The sequence below is a fragment of the Streptomyces sp. NPDC033221 genome, from assembly GCF_055577005.1.
This window is the reverse complement of the sequence record NZ_JBVIQN010000008.1, coordinates 191229-207160: the sequence shown is the minus strand read 5'-3', so window position 1 is coordinate 207160 and position 15932 is coordinate 191229. Positions and strand designations below refer to the sequence as shown.

The 15932-nt window shown below is 70.8% G+C and carries 14 protein-coding genes; 9 read left to right on the top strand and 5 right to left on the bottom strand.

Annotated features, from left to right (window positions below; genetic code table 11):
- Positions 1–111: 111 nt before the first annotated feature.
- The 7 genes from ACZ53K_RS13375 to ACZ53K_RS13345 all read left to right on the top strand — a co-directional run bounded on the left by ACZ53K_RS13375 (position 112) and on the right by ACZ53K_RS13345 (position 8678).
- Positions 112–1938: an acyl-CoA dehydrogenase gene (locus ACZ53K_RS13375; RefSeq protein WP_468834974.1), complete on the top strand. Its 1827-nt coding sequence runs from the start codon at positions 112–114 to the stop codon at positions 1936–1938.
- Between the two features lie 363 nt (positions 1939–2301).
- Positions 2302–3597 carry a M18 family aminopeptidase gene (locus ACZ53K_RS13370; RefSeq protein WP_468834971.1) on the top strand — a complete coding sequence of 432 codons (1296 nt, stop codon included), beginning with the start codon at positions 2302–2304 and terminating at the stop codon, positions 3595–3597.
- A gap of 1 nt (position 3598) precedes the next feature.
- Positions 3599–5587, top strand: coding sequence for an AfsR/SARP family transcriptional regulator (locus ACZ53K_RS13365; protein WP_468834968.1), 1989 nt, complete (start codon positions 3599–3601; stop codon positions 5585–5587).
- Positions 5588–5717: 130 nt separating this feature from the next.
- Positions 5718–6659: a hypothetical protein gene (locus tag ACZ53K_RS13360; RefSeq protein WP_468834965.1), complete on the top strand. Its 942-nt coding sequence runs from the start codon at positions 5718–5720 to the stop codon at positions 6657–6659.
- 114 nt (positions 6660–6773) lie between these two features.
- Entirely contained in the window at positions 6774–7493 is a 720-nt protein-coding gene (locus tag ACZ53K_RS13355) for a DUF4232 domain-containing protein (protein WP_468834962.1), read from the top strand.
- Positions 7494–7601: 108 nt separating this feature from the next.
- Positions 7602–7832: a DUF6458 family protein gene (locus ACZ53K_RS13350; RefSeq protein WP_030021168.1), complete on the top strand. Its 231-nt coding sequence runs from the start codon at positions 7602–7604 to the stop codon at positions 7830–7832.
- A 78-nt stretch (positions 7833–7910) separates the two neighbouring features.
- Entirely contained in the window at positions 7911–8678 is a 768-nt protein-coding gene (locus ACZ53K_RS13345; protein ID WP_468834958.1) for a class I SAM-dependent methyltransferase, read from the top strand.
- Positions 8679–8749: 71 nt separating this feature from the next.
- Here ACZ53K_RS13345 and tgmC read toward each other — a convergent pair whose 3' ends face one another.
- From tgmC to ACZ53K_RS13330, 3 genes are all read right to left on the bottom strand, one after another.
- Complete coding sequence (gene tgmC / locus ACZ53K_RS13340) at positions 8750–9874, bottom strand: ATP-grasp peptide maturase system methyltransferase (RefSeq protein WP_468834955.1); 1125 nt, start codon at positions 9872–9874, stop codon at positions 8750–8752.
- A complete protein-coding gene (locus ACZ53K_RS13335) occupies positions 9867–10616 on the bottom strand; it encodes an MvdC/MvdD family ATP grasp protein (RefSeq protein WP_468834953.1) in 750 nt (249 codons plus the stop codon). The genes tgmC and ACZ53K_RS13335 overlap by 8 nt, the downstream gene beginning before the upstream one ends.
- 206 nt (positions 10617–10822) lie before the next feature.
- On the bottom strand, positions 10823–12025 hold the full coding sequence (locus ACZ53K_RS13330; RefSeq protein WP_468835253.1) for a helix-turn-helix domain-containing protein: 1203 nt from the start codon (positions 12023–12025) through the stop codon (positions 10823–10825).
- Between the two features lie 390 nt (positions 12026–12415).
- Between ACZ53K_RS13330 and ACZ53K_RS13325 the strand changes: the two genes are divergently transcribed.
- Positions 12416–13078, top strand: a complete 663-nt coding sequence (locus ACZ53K_RS13325; RefSeq protein ID WP_468834951.1) for a DUF4232 domain-containing protein — start codon at positions 12416–12418, stop codon at positions 13076–13078.
- Positions 13079–13138: 60 nt separating this feature from the next.
- Here ACZ53K_RS13325 and ACZ53K_RS13320 read toward each other — a convergent pair whose 3' ends face one another.
- Together ACZ53K_RS13320 and ACZ53K_RS13315 are read right to left on the bottom strand one after the other, a co-directional pair.
- On the bottom strand, positions 13139–14986 hold the full coding sequence (locus ACZ53K_RS13320) for an NHL domain-containing thioredoxin family protein (RefSeq protein ID WP_468834948.1): 1848 nt from the start codon (positions 14984–14986) through the stop codon (positions 13139–13141).
- 101 nt (positions 14987–15087) lie between these two features.
- Positions 15088–15276: a hypothetical protein gene (locus tag ACZ53K_RS13315; RefSeq protein WP_468834945.1), complete on the bottom strand. Its 189-nt coding sequence runs from the start codon at positions 15274–15276 to the stop codon at positions 15088–15090.
- A gap of 150 nt (positions 15277–15426) precedes the next feature.
- Here ACZ53K_RS13315 and ACZ53K_RS13310 point away from each other — a divergent pair, with 150 nt between their 5' ends.
- Positions 15427–15921, top strand: a complete 495-nt coding sequence (locus ACZ53K_RS13310) for an LURP-one-related/scramblase family protein (RefSeq protein WP_468834943.1) — start codon at positions 15427–15429, stop codon at positions 15919–15921.
- Positions 15922–15932: the final 11 nt, after the last annotated feature.

Below are 15932 nucleotides of genomic sequence, written 5' to 3'. Positions count from 1 at the left end.
GCTTCTTATTACCGACGGGTAGCATCATCGTAGCTACTTGCTGGTATTGCGTTTTGAGGTCCCTCGCTTCCAAGCGGTGGGTCTCCTCCCGAACCTTACGGAGCCGTACCCATGGGCCACTACAAGTCGAATCTCCGCGACATCGAGTTCAACCTCTTCGAGGTGCTCGGCCGCGACGCCGTGTACGGCACCGGACCGTTCGCGGAGATGGACGTCGACACCGCCAAGAGCGTGCTGAGCGAGATCGCCCGGCTCTCCGAGAACGAGCTGGCGGACTCCTTCGCCGACACCGACCGCAACCCGCCGGTCTTCGACCCGGACACCAACACCGCGCCGGTTCCCGACACCTTCAAGAAGAGCTACCAGGCGTACATGGACGCCGAGTGGTGGCGCCTGGGCATCCCGGAGGAGATCGGCGGCACCACCGCGCCGCGCTCCCTGCTGTGGGCCTTCGCCGAGACCATCCTGGGCGCCAACCCGGCGATCTGGATGTACGCCTCCGGCCCGGCCTTCGCGGGCGTGCTCCACGAGGAGGGCACCGAGGAGCAGCACAAGATCGCCCAGCTGATGGTGGACAAGCAGTGGGGCTCCACCATGGTGCTGACCGAGCCCGACGCGGGTTCGGACGTCGGCGCCGGCCGTACCAAGGCCACACAGCAGGCGGACGGCTCCTGGCACATCGAGGGCGTGAAGCGCTTCATCACCTCCGGTGAGCACGACATGTCCGAGAACATCGTGCACTTCGTGCTGGCCCGTCCCGAGGGTGCCGGTCCGGGCACCAAGGGCCTGTCGCTGTTCATCGTGCCGAAGTACGACTTCGACTGGGAGACCGGCGAGCTGGGCGAGCGCAACGGCGCCTACGCCACCAACGTCGAGCACAAGATGGGACTGAAGGCCTCCAACACCTGCGAGATGACCTTCGGCGCCAACCACCCGGCCAAGGGCTGGCTGCTGGGCGAGAAGCACGACGGCATCCGCCAGATGTTCAAGATCATCGAGTTCGCGCGGATGATGGTCGGCACGAAGGCCATCGCCACCCTCTCCACCGGCTACCTCAACGCCCTGGAGTACGCCAAGGAGCGCGTGCAGGGCCCGGACCTGGCCGCCTTCACGGACAAGACCGCGCCGCGCGTCACCATCACCCACCACCCCGACGTGCGCCGCTCGCTGATGACGCAGAAGGCGTACGCCGAGGGCATGCGCGCCCTGGTGCTCTACACCGCGACCGTCCAGGACGAGATCATCGCCAAGGAGGCCGCCGGCGAGGACGCCTCCGCCGCGACCCGCCTGAACGACCTGCTGCTGCCGATCGTCAAGGGCTACGGCTCGGAGAAGTCCTACGAGCAGCTGGCCCAGTCGCTGCAGACCTTCGGCGGCTCCGGGTACCTCCAGGAGTACCCGATCGAGCAGTACATCCGCGACGCCAAGATCGACACCCTCTACGAGGGCACCACCGCCATCCAGGGCCAGGACTACTTCTTCCGGAAGATCGTCCGGGACCAGGGCCAGGCGATGACCGCGCTCTCCGAGGAGATCAAGAAGTTCCTCGCGGAGGCCGTCGGCGGCGAGGCGCTGGAGGCGGCCCGCGGCGAGCTGGCCAAGGCCGCCGCCGACCTGGAGGCGATCGTCGGCGCGATGCTGACCGACCTCGCGGCGACCGAGAAGGACGTGAAGTCCATCTACAAGGTGGGCCTGAACACCACCCGCCTGCTGATGGCCTCCGGCGACGTCGTCATCGGCTACCTGCTCCTGAAGGGCGCCGCGGTCGCGAGCGAGAAGCTGGCGGGCGCCTCCAACAAGGACAAGCCGTTCTACGAGGGCAAGATCGCGGCGGCGAAGTTCTTCGCCCACAACGTGCTGCCGGGCGTGTCCGTGCAGCGTGGCCTGGCCGAGACCGTCGACCAGTCGCTGATGGAGCTGGACGAGGCCGCGTTCTGAGGTGACCCGAGGGGCGGGGCGCGCACTGAGGGCGTTCTAAGGGCGGCGTAAAGCCCGTCCGGAAAAGTACGGCCTCCGGAACGCTCTCACCGCCTTCTCAGACAAGCGCGCCAGACTGGCGTTGCCCGCCTCCCATCCCCCGGGGAGGCGGGCATCGTCGTCCCGTACGCGGTGAACCGGCGGCGCGGCGAGCACCGTAAGCGGAACCGTGCGCGGGGCTGTACGTGGCGCCGCCCGGGCCGTGCGCGAGGCCGCCCCCGGCCGGCCGCCGGGCTGCCCGAAAGGGCACCGAGGTTCCCATACCGTGATGCATGGGGATTCGCATACCAGGGAAGGGCTCCCGCTACTCCTTATGCTGAAACCATGAGCCATTCCGCCCGCTTCGACCGCGGCCACACCGACGACCTGATGTCCTTCCTCGCCGCAGCCCCCTCGCCGTACCACGCGGTGGCCAACGCGGCCGAGCGGCTGGAGAAAGCGGGCTTCAGGCAGGTGGCCGAGACCGACGCCTGGGACGGGGAGAGCGGCGGCAAGTACGTCCTGCGCGGCGGGGCGATCATCGCCTGGTTCGTCCCGGAGGGCGCCACGGCAGCCACTCCGTACCGAATTGTCGGCGCACACACCGACTCGCCCAATCTGCGCGTCAAACCGATTCCGGACACCGGCAACCGCGGCTGGCGGCAGGTCGCCGTCGAGGTGTACGGCGGCACCCTGCTCAACACCTGGCTCGACCGCGACCTGGGCCTGAGCGGCCGGGTCACGCTGCGCGACGGCAGCAGCCGGCTGGTCAACGTCGACCGCGCGCTGATGCGGGTGCCGCAGCTCGCCGTCCACCTGGACCGCTCGGTCAACGCCGACGGCCTCAAGCTGGACAAACAGCGTCACATGACCCCGATCTGGGGCCTGGGCGAGGTGCGCGAGGGCGACCTGGTGGCCTTCGTGGAGGAGGAGATCGGGGTGCCCGCCGGTGACATACGCGGCTGGGACCTGATGCTCCACAGCATCGAGCCGCCCGCCTACCTCGGCCGCGACCGCGAGCTGGTGGCCGGGCCGCGGATGGACAACCTGCTGTCCGTGCACGCCGGTACGGCCGCGCTGGCGGCGGTCGCCACCGCCGACGAGGAGCCGCCGTACATCCCGGTGCTCGCCGCCTTCGACCACGAGGAGAACGGCAGCCAGTCCGACACCGGCGCCGACGGCCCGCTGCTCGGTACGGTGCTGGAACGTTCGGTCTTCGCCCGCGGCGGCTCGTACGAGGACCGCGCCCGCGCCTTCGCCGGCACGGTCTGCCTGTCCTCCGACACCGGCCACGCCCTGCATCCCAACTACACCGAGCGGCACGACCCCGGCCACCACCCGATGCCCAACGGCGGCCCGATCCTGAAGGTCAACGTCAATCAGCGCTACGCCACCGACGGCAGCGGCCGCGCGGTCTTCGCGGACGCCTGCGAGCGGGCCGGCGTGCCGTGGCAGTCCTTCGTCTCGAACAACGCGATGCCCTGTGGCACCACCATCGGGCCCATCACGGCCGCCCGGCACGGAATCGCCACGGTCGACATCGGTGTTGCCATCCTGTCGATGCATTCGGCGCGCGAGCTGTGCGGCAGCGAGGACCCGCACCTGCTGGCGAGCGCCCTGACGGCCTTCCTGGAGGGCTGAGTTGGACTTCTCCCTGCTGGGCCCGATATCCGTCGCCACCGGTTCCGGTGAGCTGGCGCTCGGGCCCGCCAAGCGGCGCAGCGTGCTGGCGTTGCTGCTGCTGCAGCCCAACACCACCGTTCCGCTGGAGCAGTTGATCGACTCGCTCTGGGAGGAGGAGCCACCCGAACACGCCCGTACGGTCGTCCAGGGCCACGTCTCGCGGCTGCGCGCGACGCTGGCCGGGGGCGGTGCCGAGGCGTACGGCATCGAGCTGGCCACCCACGGATCGGCGTACCTGCTGCGCCTGCCCGAGGAACTGATCGACGCCCACCGGTTCGCCGAACTGGTCACGCTGGCCCGCCCCGAGGCGGCGCCCCGCGACGCGGTGCCGCTGCTGCGCGAGGCCCTCGGGCTGTGGCGCGGCCCGGCGCTCACCGGCACCGTCACCAGCCCGCCGTTCGCCGCCGCCGCGCACGCCCTGGAGGAGCAGCGGCTGACGGCGACCGAGGCGCTGGCGCGGGCGCACGGCGCGCTCGGCGAGCACGAACAGGCCGCGGCGATCCTCTACACGGCCGCGGTCAACAATCCGCTGCGGGAGGGGATGGTCGCCCAGCTGATGCGCGCGCTGTTCCGTACCGGGCGGCAGTCGGACGCGATGGAGTGGTTCCACCGGACCCGGCGGCTGCTCGACGAGGAACTGGGCGTCGGCCCGGGGGCGCGGCTGAAGGGCGCGTACGAGGAGATCCTGCGCGCGGAGGAAGCGGGGAGCCGCGGTTCCGCCCGGGACGCGGCGTCCGGCGCCGGCCGGGGCGGCACGTCCGGACCGGCGGATACCGCGGGACAGGTGTCGGGCGGCGCGGCCCCGGCGGGCAGCGAACCCGCCAGGGATCCGCGCACGCCCGCCGCCGACCCTCGCGTACCCGCCCAGGGCGGCCGCGGCCCCGCGGGCGGCTCGACCGGCCGGACCACCGGCCCGCCCGCCGTACCCCGCCTGCTGCCCCGGCCGCCCGCCCGCTTCCTGGGCCGCGAGCAGCAACTCGCCGCCCTGACCAACGTGGTGCAGTCCGCCGTACCCGGCGAGAGTCCGCTCGCCGTCGTCACCGGACCGGCCGGTGTCGGCAAGACCGCCTGCGCGGTGCAGTGGTCCCACACGTACGCCGGGGCCTTCCCCGACGGCCAGCTCTTCGCGGACCTGCGCGGCTTCAACGAGCGCGCGGCGGCCGAACCGGTCGAGATCCTGCGGGACTTCCTGCTCGCGCTCGGTACGCCCCCGGAGCGCGTACCGACGTCCGCGCAGTCGGCCTCCGCGCTCTTCAGGTCGCTGGTGGCCGAACGCCGGCTGCTGGTCGTCCTGGACAACGCGCAGAGCTCCGCACAGGTACGCCCGCTGCTGCCCGGCGGCGCGCACTGCGCGACGGTCGTGACCAGCCGCAGCCGCCTGGACGGCCTGGTCGCCACCGACGTCGCCCGGCCGGTGCCCGTCCAGGCGCTCGGCGCGGCCGAGGGCTGCGCGCTGCTCGGGGCGATGCTCGGCGCAGAACGGGTCGCCGACGACCCGGACGCCGCACAGGAACTGGTCGCACTGTGCGACGGGCTGCCCCTGGCCCTGCGCGCGGCCGCCGCCCAGCTGACGGCCCGCCCGCGCTGGCGGCTGGCCCGCCTGGCCGCCGCCCTGCGCGACGAACGGCGGCGCCTGGCGCTGCTGTCCGCCGAGGACACCGGCGTGGCGGCGGCCCTGCGGATGTCCGTGGCCCGCCTCTCGGCGGACGACGCACGCCTGCTCAGAGCACTCGCCGCGAACGCCGACGGACATCTGAACGCGTCCGTCGCGGCGGCCCTGGCCGGCTCCGACCCGGAGGACATCCAGGACGGCCTGGACCGGCTCACCGAGATGCACCTGGTCGACGAGGAGGCCACCGACGTCTACACGATCAGCACCCTGACCCAGCTGTTCGCGCGCGACGAGGGGCCGGGCGGGGGGAACGGCGGGAGTCGGAACGGGGGTTGAGGGGCAGGCGGGGGCCAAACCGGACATGATTTGACGAACCCGGTCCTTCCGGAAGCCCCCGTTCCTCATCCGTCCCCACCCCTGCCCGCGAAGTGTTCCCTTCCCGGCCGGTACCCCCTACCGTCTGCGGATGCGCATGATCACAAGCCGCCGGAGCCGGTACACGGCCGCGGCCGCCGCCCTCGCCTGTACGGCGTCCCTCGTCGCCGCCCACACCGCCACCGCGCGGACCGCCGCCCCCGCCTGGCAGCAGGTGGGCGACGGCATCACATCGGGGGTCAGCGGCATCGCCGCCGTACCGGGCTCCCGGGCGGGCCGCACCGATCTGCTCGTCGCCCGCGACAACAAGAAGCCCGGCGAGAACCGGCTGGCCGCCATACGCCTGCGCGCCGGCGACCGCCCCCAGGTCCGCCCGCTGACCTGGAAGGGCAGCGAGATACCCACCGACCTGGAGGCGCTCGACGCGGTCCCCGGCCGGCCCGGTGAGTACGTCGCCCTGTCCAGCGACGGCACGGGCCACCACCTGCGCCTGAACGCGGACGCGACGGCCGCGCGCACCCTCGGCACCTTCACCGTCCCCGGCGCCTCGAAGGACGACAATTACGAGGGCTTCGCGCTCTCCGTCCAGGCACACCGGCTCGTCGCCGTCTGGGCCGACCGCGGCCAGGACAGCCGCCCCGGCACCCTGCGCGCCGCCCGGCTGGACCTCGCCCGCCACACCTTCTCCGCCCCGGTCACGGCGACGTTCCGCGCGCCGTACCCCGCCGAGCACGTACGGCACATCAGCGACCTGAAGATCTCCGCGTCCGGCGCGCTCACGGTCTCCTCGGCCTCGGACACCGGCAATGACGGCCCCTTCGCCTCCGCCCTCTACGACGCGGGTACGGTGAGCGTCGACCGCAAGGGCGCGGTACGGCTGTCCGTACGGAAGGCGCCGGAGCCCCTGAGCCGCTACGCCGGCCACAAGATCGAAGCTCTGGCGTGCCTGCCGCACTCCCGCCACGGCGTGCTCGGCACCGACGACGAGAACGCCGGCGGCGCGCTGCGCACCGTCTCCGGCGGCCCGTGCTGAGTGCTCTTGGCGACACTGCACCGGTTCCGTTAGGGAAGCGTTAGCCAGGCGGCAGGGGAGCACGTCAGGGTGGCACCACACCATGCAGTAAACGCAGCGACCCCGGGAGACCCCATGCCGCGCCACACCGTTACGGAGGCCGCCACCGCCCACCGCGCCCGCCGCCGTGCCGACGGCGGGCGTGCCCGTACCCGTATGCTGCGCACCGCTGCCGCCGGGCTCACGGCAGTGGCCGCGCTGGGCCTGCTCACCGCCTGCGGCGGGCAGGAGGCGCTGAAGACCAGCGACGCCAAACCGTTCCACCCCTTCGGCAAGGACTCCGGCGGCGCGGACGAGCCGCTGGGCCCCGGGATGCCGAGCGGTTCGCGTACCGACCGGACGGCCAGCAGCGGCAGCCACCCGGCCTGCGACCCCTCGAAGGTGGTGATCGCGGCCAAGCCGCTCCCCCAGCCGCCCGGCCGCCTGCTCCTCCAGGTCACCAACACCACCAACGCCGCCTGCGACCTGTACGGCTTCCCGCATCTGCGGGGCGGCGGCGCGACGCCCACCGCGGCCCCGCACGGCAAGTCCGCACCCCGGGGACCGCTCACCCTCGCACCGGGCGGCACCGCCTACGCCTCCCTGACCCCGTCCTCGGCAGGCTCCGCCTCCTCCGATTCCTCCCGTCCCCCCGGCCGGGAGGTGAGCACCCTGACCGTCGGCTTCACCGACCACCACGGCCACGGCATACCCGGCTCCGGAGCACACGTACGGCTGCCCGGCGGCATCCGCGTGGACGCCCGGACACAGGTCACTTACTGGCAATACGACGTGAACCAGGCAGTCCGCCCGTAACACCCCCCGTAACAACCCACCGGTGCTCTCCCGCGATTGGCACCTCCGGCCCCGGGTACCCGGGCGACGACCGGCCCGGAACATCCAATTGCGTACGGAGGCACAACCATGGGCATCGGATGGTGCATCGGTCTGCTCGCGCTGGGCGGCATCCTGACCTTCGCGGTGGACTGGCAGATGGCCGGAGTCAATCTCCACCTCGTCGGCCTGATCCTGATGGCGGTCGGCATCATCGGCATCGCGGCATACGTCAGCATCTTCAAGCGCCGCCGCATGCAGCCGCCGAGCCCTGCGGCCCCGGTGGTCGAAGAAACCCACCGCATGCACTACGAGGACTGACCGACTCCCCCCTCTCCCACCCCGCAGGCGCCACACACCCCTTCGACTCCGAGGGCCGTTGCGAGGATCGTGTACGCCATGCGACAGGACGAGATGTGGGGCGAGGACACCGCCCAGCGATACGACACGCCCGGCACCGGCATGTTCGCAGCGGACGTGGTGGAGCCCGCCGTGCACCGCCTAGCGGAACTCGCGGACGGCGGCCGGGCCCTGGAATTTGCCATCGGCACCGGCCGCATCGCGGTCCCGCTGGCACGGCACGGCGTACCGGTCACCGGCGTCGAACTGTCCCAGCCGATGATCGCCCAACTCCGCACGAAGGCGGACGAAGAAACCATCCCGGTCATCGTCGGCGACATGGCGACCGCCTCCGCCCCCGATCCCGACTCCGGCTCCGCCCCCGGCTCCTTCCGCCTCGTCTACCTCGTCTTCAACACCATCTCCAACCTGCTCACCCAAGCCGAACAGGTCACCTGCTTCCGCAACGCCGCCCGCCACCTCACGCCGGGCGGCCGCTTCGTCATCGAACTGGTGGTACCGGAGCTGCGGCAGCTCCCACCCGGCCAGCAAGCCGTGGTCTGGACGACCGAGCCCGGCTACATCGGCCTGGACACCTACGACCCCCTCAACCAGCACCTCATCTCGCACCACTTCCACTACGACACATCCGGCCATGCCCGCCTGGACCGCAGCCCACACCGCTACATCTGGCCCGCCGAACCGGACCTCATGGCCCAGCTGGCCGGCTTCGAGCTGGAGTCGCGGCATGCGGACTGGGAGGGCGGGGAGTTCACAGCCGAGTCGAGGTCTCATGTGTCGGTTTACCGGCTGGCGGGTGGCGCGTAGCAAGTCATCGGCGGCCGACCTCGGCACGACAGGGCTGCCCGCCCACCCGAGCGCCGCCCCGTCGCCTCCAGTCACCGCCCCCAGGTGAGACGCTGCCCCTCAGGCCCGACATACAGCCGCATGCACTCGGCCGACGGGCGTCCGTACGCCTGCCACCGCGTCACGCGCTCCGTGATGTCGTCCCACAGGCGCGCTGGCCCACCCTGCCGCACCATCCACCGTGCGCCGTCGTGGAAGACAACCGCCCACGCCTCAGCACCCACATCGATCACGACATGTTCCGTCCGGCCATCCCGCTCCAGCGTGAGCCGCTGGGCACGCGGTGCGGCGAACTGAGCGACGAACCGGGCCGTCCAGTCATCGAGCGCATCCGCACCCAGTTCGGCGGGCGCCGTGTCCCCCTCACCGAGGTCCGGCAGGAGCCCCATCGGGGGCGGCAGGTGCGGGCGGGCCAGCATGAACGAGACCTGACCACCGAGGACGGGGCCGCCGGCCGTACCGTCGTCGGAGACCGTGAGCCGTACCAGTTCGGACGCGTGCATCCACCCACCGACCGTGACCAGGACCTCACCACCGGCCCGGGTCTGAGCGAGCCAGTCGGCCGGTACGGTGTGCACGCCGCACGTAGCGATCACTCGGTCGTACGGGCTGCCCGCCTGGTGGCCCGCGAGCCCGTCACCGACCACACGGGCAGGCCAGTGGCCGGCGCCCGCAAGGGCCATTCCGGCACGGGCGGACACCTCGGCGTCGACCTCGACCGTGGTCACGTTGTCCTCGCCGACGGCATGGCAGAGCAGCGCTGTCGAGTAACCCGTTCCCGTACCGACTTCCAGGACGCGCGTCCTCTCGGTCGCCCGCAGGTCTTCGAGCATCCGCACAACCAGACTCGGCAGGGTGGATGACGACGACGGGGCCGCGGCGATGCGCCCCTCGACCTGATCGGGGAAAACGCCCCCGGCGACCTGGGTCACCAGGGTGTCGTCCTCGTATACACGGGCAAGCCCTCCCGGCGACCCCACACCATCAGGCCGATACCAGCCCCCCTCCTCATACTCGAACCAGCCCCGCGAAAGAAACGCCTCGCGAGGCACCGCCATGACGGCCGCTTCCCATTCGGGGCTGCGCAGGACACCGGACTTGCACAGGCGCCGCGCCAGGTCGGCGCGCAGGTGTTCCGCGTTCAGAGGGTCAGGCATGGGGGCTCGCTCCGTTCTCCAACAGGTCTGCGATGGCGCTGGTGATCGGCAGCCCGGCCGCGCTTTCGAGCCACGCCCATTGACCGTTGGGATTGCACTCCAGGAACCACCAGGTGCCGTCCGGGGGCACGGCGAAGTCGAACGCCCCGAAGTTCAGCCCGAAAGCGGCGAGGAACCGCACCAACGCCCCACCTGTCTCCTCCGGACAGGCCACCGGCTCATAGGTGAGGCTCCGATACTCGGCTCTCCAGTCCACGACCCCGGGTGGCGCGGTGATCCGTGCGCAGAACACCTGCTCGCCGACAACGACCACCCGAACGTCCGCTTCTTGAGGGACCTGCGCCTGGAACAGGTGCGCGCTGTGGCTTACGGCTCCGTCGATCTCCTTTGCGCCGACCGGGGCGGCCCAAATCCCGGCGGGCTCACCATCGGCCTCATATGCACCCGCGTGCAACGGCTTGTAAATCGTCGGACCTTCGGAGCAGAATTGCGCGGCCTCTCTCGGGTCATTTGTGATGAGAGTGGCCGGCACCACGAGCCCTACGAGGATCGCGACAGCCAACTGCGCGGGCTTGTACTCGGCCCGGGCAATGGCTTGCGGGTGACTCAGGTACAGGCATCCCGGCAGCGCCCCCAATACGCCACCCAAGCCACGACGATTCTCCTGCGCGGCGAACCGGGCCGCCTGATCTGGGCTGCCGGTCGGGTAGGGGCTCGGTCTGCGGTGGTACAGGGCACGCACGGCGCCCAGGCCAGCCGTCCGCTCCCCGGCTGTCAGGCGCCCGCCCCATCCTTCCCGGCTGGCACCCCTTGCCCCGATACGGGCGGCGAGCACCACGGAAACCGGAAAGTCGCTGCCCGGGTCGAACCGTTCGATCGCTCATCGCGAAGGGATGAGGCGTAGGGCCGGGCTTGGTCGCCGACCGGGACTCGTACGCTCCGTGCGACTTACGCGATCAAGGGCACGCCGATCACCTCGCCGATCCTCCGGACGCGCGCCGTCGACACCTTCGCCAGGCGTTTTCCGATGACGCCGGGCAACGCCTGGTGCTTGACCCACTCCGGAGCATCGAGCCCCACCTCGATCAATGTGTTGCCTGCCTGGTCATGGAGGCCGGCCCCACAGTGGGCGAGGGCGACATCGAGCTTGTAGCGGTTGCGCGCGAATTTGGGCATGGAGGGCGGCAGTTCTGTGCGGGAAGCGAGCTTGAGTGCCTTTCCGTGATTCCCGAGCGCCACGGCGATCCCCACCGCTTCGGTGTTCGCTGCGGTAGGACCGAAATGTGTGCCGTACGACGTCACATCACGACCAAGCCTCGCCGCTGCCGCATGCGCCTGCGACAGGTAGTCATCCGCCGACACGGGGTCTCCCCTGCGCGAGGCGGCCACCGCCGCGGAGATCATCAGGCGTCCGTACGCGAGGAGTTGCGGGCCGGCAGCCTTGCTGAACGAGGGCTCAATTCGCAGAGCGGCCCGCTCAGCGACGGCGACCGCCCGGGAAACCTTCGCGCTGCGCAAGTGGATCCAGGACAGCGTCGATTCCAGGAGCGCGGCCAAGAGAACATCGCCGGAATCCTCGGCCAGGCGACGCGCGGAGGTGAGGGCGCTCAGGGCGAGATCGCGCTGGCCGAGCAGAATCGCGGCCGAAGACGCGTACTGGTAGGTGTTGGCGAGGACCGACCCCAGCCGTTCGCGCTCATGCCCTGTCGCCTGCCCGTACCGGACACTCCCTTCGAGCAACACCTTAGCGATGAGCATACTCAATTCGCCGTAATCGCCGCGCCAGTACGCGACACCCACCCGGTCCCGGGCGATCGACAGATCGCCGAGCGTGCTCGGCTCCCCGATACCGTCCCAATCCCCGAGAGCACTGTCGTGCACCGCGTCGGACAGCCTGCGGAGAGCGGCCCTGGTGTCCCGGCTCGCGCCCCGCCGCGGTTCCTGCTGACCCAAGATCACGGATACGTCGGCGTTCAGCGCGTGAGCGATTTTGAGCAGCGAACCGACGGACAACTCGCCGCGGTTTTGCTCGGCTTTCTGCACCAGGGCGAGCGATACGTCCGCAGCCTCGGCGAGCCCTTGCTGCGTCAGGTCGGAGCCCCGCAGGCGCTTGATCCGTTTTCCGTTCGTCAGTTCGGCCCAGTTGCTCACGATCACCTCGGTGGGTTCGATCAGGCTCGGCGGCTGTACTTCGATGGTAGGTCCCGGCACTGACACGCCAAGGGTGAACAACACATCCGTAGCCCTCGACCGCCCTCGGATCGACTCCGGCAAAGAGCATTCCCGTTGTGCAGGCAAAACCTGTGGAATTGCACCACCGCAAACCGAAATTCCCACCTACATGATCAATGCGATCGACCCTCCCTTCACGCACCGACCTTTAATAAGAAGAAAAGCGACAATGCCGGTCACTCACGGCGGAGCGTTCCCGGACGGCGCTGGCGTCCCGCGCACCACTCGCTATGGTGTCGTTGCCATGACACCGACGCACGCACCGCCGAATCCGCACCACTGATCGCAGTGACATCACTGGGGGACCCCATGACCGCACGCCGCACCCGCCGCTCCGCCGCGTACGCGGCGCTGGCCGTCACGATGGCCGGGGCGCTTGCTCTGACCGGTTGTTCCGGGAATTCGAAGAGCAAGAAGGACTCGAAGAAGTCGTCGTCGAAGTCCGCGAAGTCCTCGTCGAAGAGCAAGAAGAAAAAGATCATTGGTGGTGGCGCGGCGGCAGGCGCGGGTGCGGCGGCCGGTTCGCGCGGCGCTCGGGCGTGCGGACCCGGCATGTTCCGCTTCGAGGTGTATTCGCATACGCCGAACGACCATGTCGTGATCAAGGCCGTGAATACCAGCAGCTCCCGCTCCTGCCTGGTCTACAACCACCCGCTGATCCGCTTCGGCGGTGCCAAGGACCCGTTGCCGCTGCTCAAGGGCAGCAACACCATGGGCGGGGATGTGGAGACCGTCCGGCCCAAGGAGGCGGTCTGGGCGAGTATTCCGACCGGCACCGCCGCCCAGAAGGGCAGTGGCAAGAAGACGTACGCGACGATCGAGTTCAGCGGCAGTGATCTGAACGGCGCCCCGAAGGGGCCGCCGCAGCGTGTTGCCTTCCCGACTGCGCCGGTGGCGGTCGGTGCCTCTCAGGTCACGTACTGGCAGAGCACGCTGAACCGGGCGGAGAGCTTCACGAAGCCGAAGGGGTAGGGGGTAAGGGGTAAGGGGTAAGGGTTAGCGGTCCGGGCCGGTGACCCGGACCGCTCCGCGTCACTCCGCGTTCGCCTCGTCCATCCCCGCCAGCACCAGCGCCAGCCGGTCCGTGCCGCCCTCGACGACCCGGACCGGGACGCCCCAGTCCTGCTGGTGCACATGGCAGGCGGGGTATTCGATCGCCGGGTCGTCGTCGCAGGACGCCGCCATCGCGGAGACGTGCAGCACGCCCTCGGTCACGCCGTCCGCGAGGAGCAGGTCGCGGCTGAGGTCGGTGTCGGCGCCGTCGCCGGAGGCCAGCAGTTCGGGTGGGGTCGAGCTGACGAGCAGGCGGGTGGAGGGCCCGTAGCGAAGGTCGAGCTTCTGGCCCGCCGGGGCCTGGAAGATGACGTCGAGGCGGAGCTTGCCGGGGCCTACCTCGGTTGCCGCGCGCTGGGTGCGGTGGGCTACCGATTCGACCCGTACGGCCTCCTCGGGCAGCCGCAGCCGGGTCAGCCGGTGCCGTGCCGACTCGACCACGACGATGTCCGGGTCGCCGGAGCCCTCGCCGCCCACCAGTACCGCGTCCGAGGGCTCGCGCAGGTCGGTGGCGAGCGTGGTGACCTGGCCGGTCGCCGGGTCGTAGCGGCGCAGCGCGTGGTTGTACGTGTCGGAGACGGCCACCGAGCCGTCGGGCAGCGCGGTGACGCCCAGCGGGTGCTGGAGCAGGGCCTGGGCCGCGTCGCCGTCGCGGTGGCCGAAGTCGAAGAGGCCGGTGCCGACCGCCGTGTGCACGGTCAGGTCGGTGTCCAGCCAGCGGACCGCGCTGGTCTCGGAGTCGGCGACCCACAGCCGGTCGCCGCCCGCCGCCAGCCCGGACGGCTGCGCGAACCACGCTTCGGCGGCCGGGCCGTCCACCAGGCCCTCGTTCGTCGTGCCGGCGACCGCCTCGACGGTCCCCGTGGCCGGGTCGTACGTCCACAGCTGGTGTACGCCCGCCATCGCGATCCACAGCCGGTCCTGCCACCAGGCCACGTCCCACGGTGAGGACAGGTCCACGCCGAGGGCGGGGCCGGAGGTCGCGGAGCCCTGCCACCACTGCTTGCCGGTGCCGGCCGCGGTCGTGATCTCGCCGGTCTCCGGGTCGAACGTGCGGATGGCGTGGTTGACGGTGTCGGCGACGGCGACCTTGCCGTCCGGGAGCAGCGCCAGGCCCTGCGGCTCGCTGAAGGAGTCCGGGCCGAGGCCGCGCTCGCCGCTGCCGATCCGGCGCAGTACGGTCTCGCCGTCCGCGGCCAGCTCCACGAGCTGGTGCCGGGTGGTGTCGGAGACCAGGAAGGTGCCGCCGGGCAGGCGCAGCGCCTTGCCGGGGAAGCGCAGGCCGGTGGCGACCGGCTCCGGCGGCACGTACGGGCCGTCACCGCGCCGCAGCGTGCCCTTCGCCTCGTGCTCGGCCTCCAGCTCCGCCACCAGCGTCTCGATGGCGTGCGCGTGCCCCTCGCCGGCGTGCTGGGCGACGACGTACCCCTCGGGGTCGATGACGACGAGCGTCGGCCAGGCGCGTACCGCGTACTGCTTCCAGGTGGCGAGCTCCGGGTCGTCCAGGACCGGGTGCTCGACCTCGTACCGTTCGACCGCGTCGACGACGGCCTGGTGCTCGGCCTCGTGCACGAACTTCGGCGAGTGGACCCCGATGATCACCACGGTGTCCCGGTGCCGCTCCTCCAGCTCCCGCAGCTCGTCGAGGACGTGCAGGCAGTTCACGCAGCAGAAGGTCCAGAAGTCGAGGATGACGATGCGCCCTCGCAGGTCGGTAAGGGTGTACTCCTTACCGCCGGTGTTCAGCCAGCCGCCCTTGCCGATCAGTTCGGGGGCGCGGACACGGGCGCGGCGCGGGGTGTTCGAGGCGGGGGCGGCGTCGTTCATGGTTCAAGGGTGCCACTTGGGCATGAACACATGGTCACGGGAGTGCGACACGGGTGACCTCCCGGGTGGGCCCGGGTCGGGTCCCGGAGCAAGGTACCGCCTCACGTCCACCCCGCCTCCAGCACCATCCCGTGTTCGACCCTCATGTGGTGTCTGATCAGGACCCGGGCATCCGTCTCCGCGCTGTGGTCGCGGGCGGCTGCCGCGTGGCGGCGTGCTGTGTTCAGGTGGGTGCACCGGGTGCAGCCCGGCTGCGGGGTGAACCGCCGTGTTGTCGCCGCGTCTGCCATGGGGTCATGGTCCGCGTGCCGTGGCCCCTGGGGGTGAAGGACCCGCGCGGGGGCGGGCAAGGTCACCTGGGTGCGCGGGCGGCGGCCGGCGGCGGCGTGTCCCGGGGCTTACGGGCGCGTGGGGGCGGGGCGGCCGGGAACATGGGCGGTATGAGGTTTCTCGTGCACGACCGGATCTTCGGCATCGGTGACGATTACTGGATCGACGACGAGCACGGGCGGCATGCCTATCTCGTCGACGGGAAGGCCCTGCGGCTGCGGGAGACCTTCGAGCTGAAGGACCCCGAGCGGCGAGTGCTGGTGACCATCCGCAAGAAGTGGCTCGCCCTGCGCGACACCATGACCATCGAGCGGGACGACCGGCCGCTGGCCACCATCCGGCGCAAGCGGCTGTCGCTGCTGCGCAACCATTACCGGGTGGAGCTGGTGGACGGCACCGAGCTGGACGTCAGCGGCAAGATCCTGGACCGCGAGTTCGCCGTCGAGTACGACGGCGAACTGCTGGCGGACATTTCGCGCCGGTGGCTGTCCGTGCGGGACACGTACGCGGTGCAGGTCGTGCGGGAGGACGCCGATCCCTCGCTGCTCATCGCGGTCGCGGTGTGCGTGATCCGGCTCGCGGAGCGGGAGAGGGGGGAGGGGTGAGGGAGAAGGGG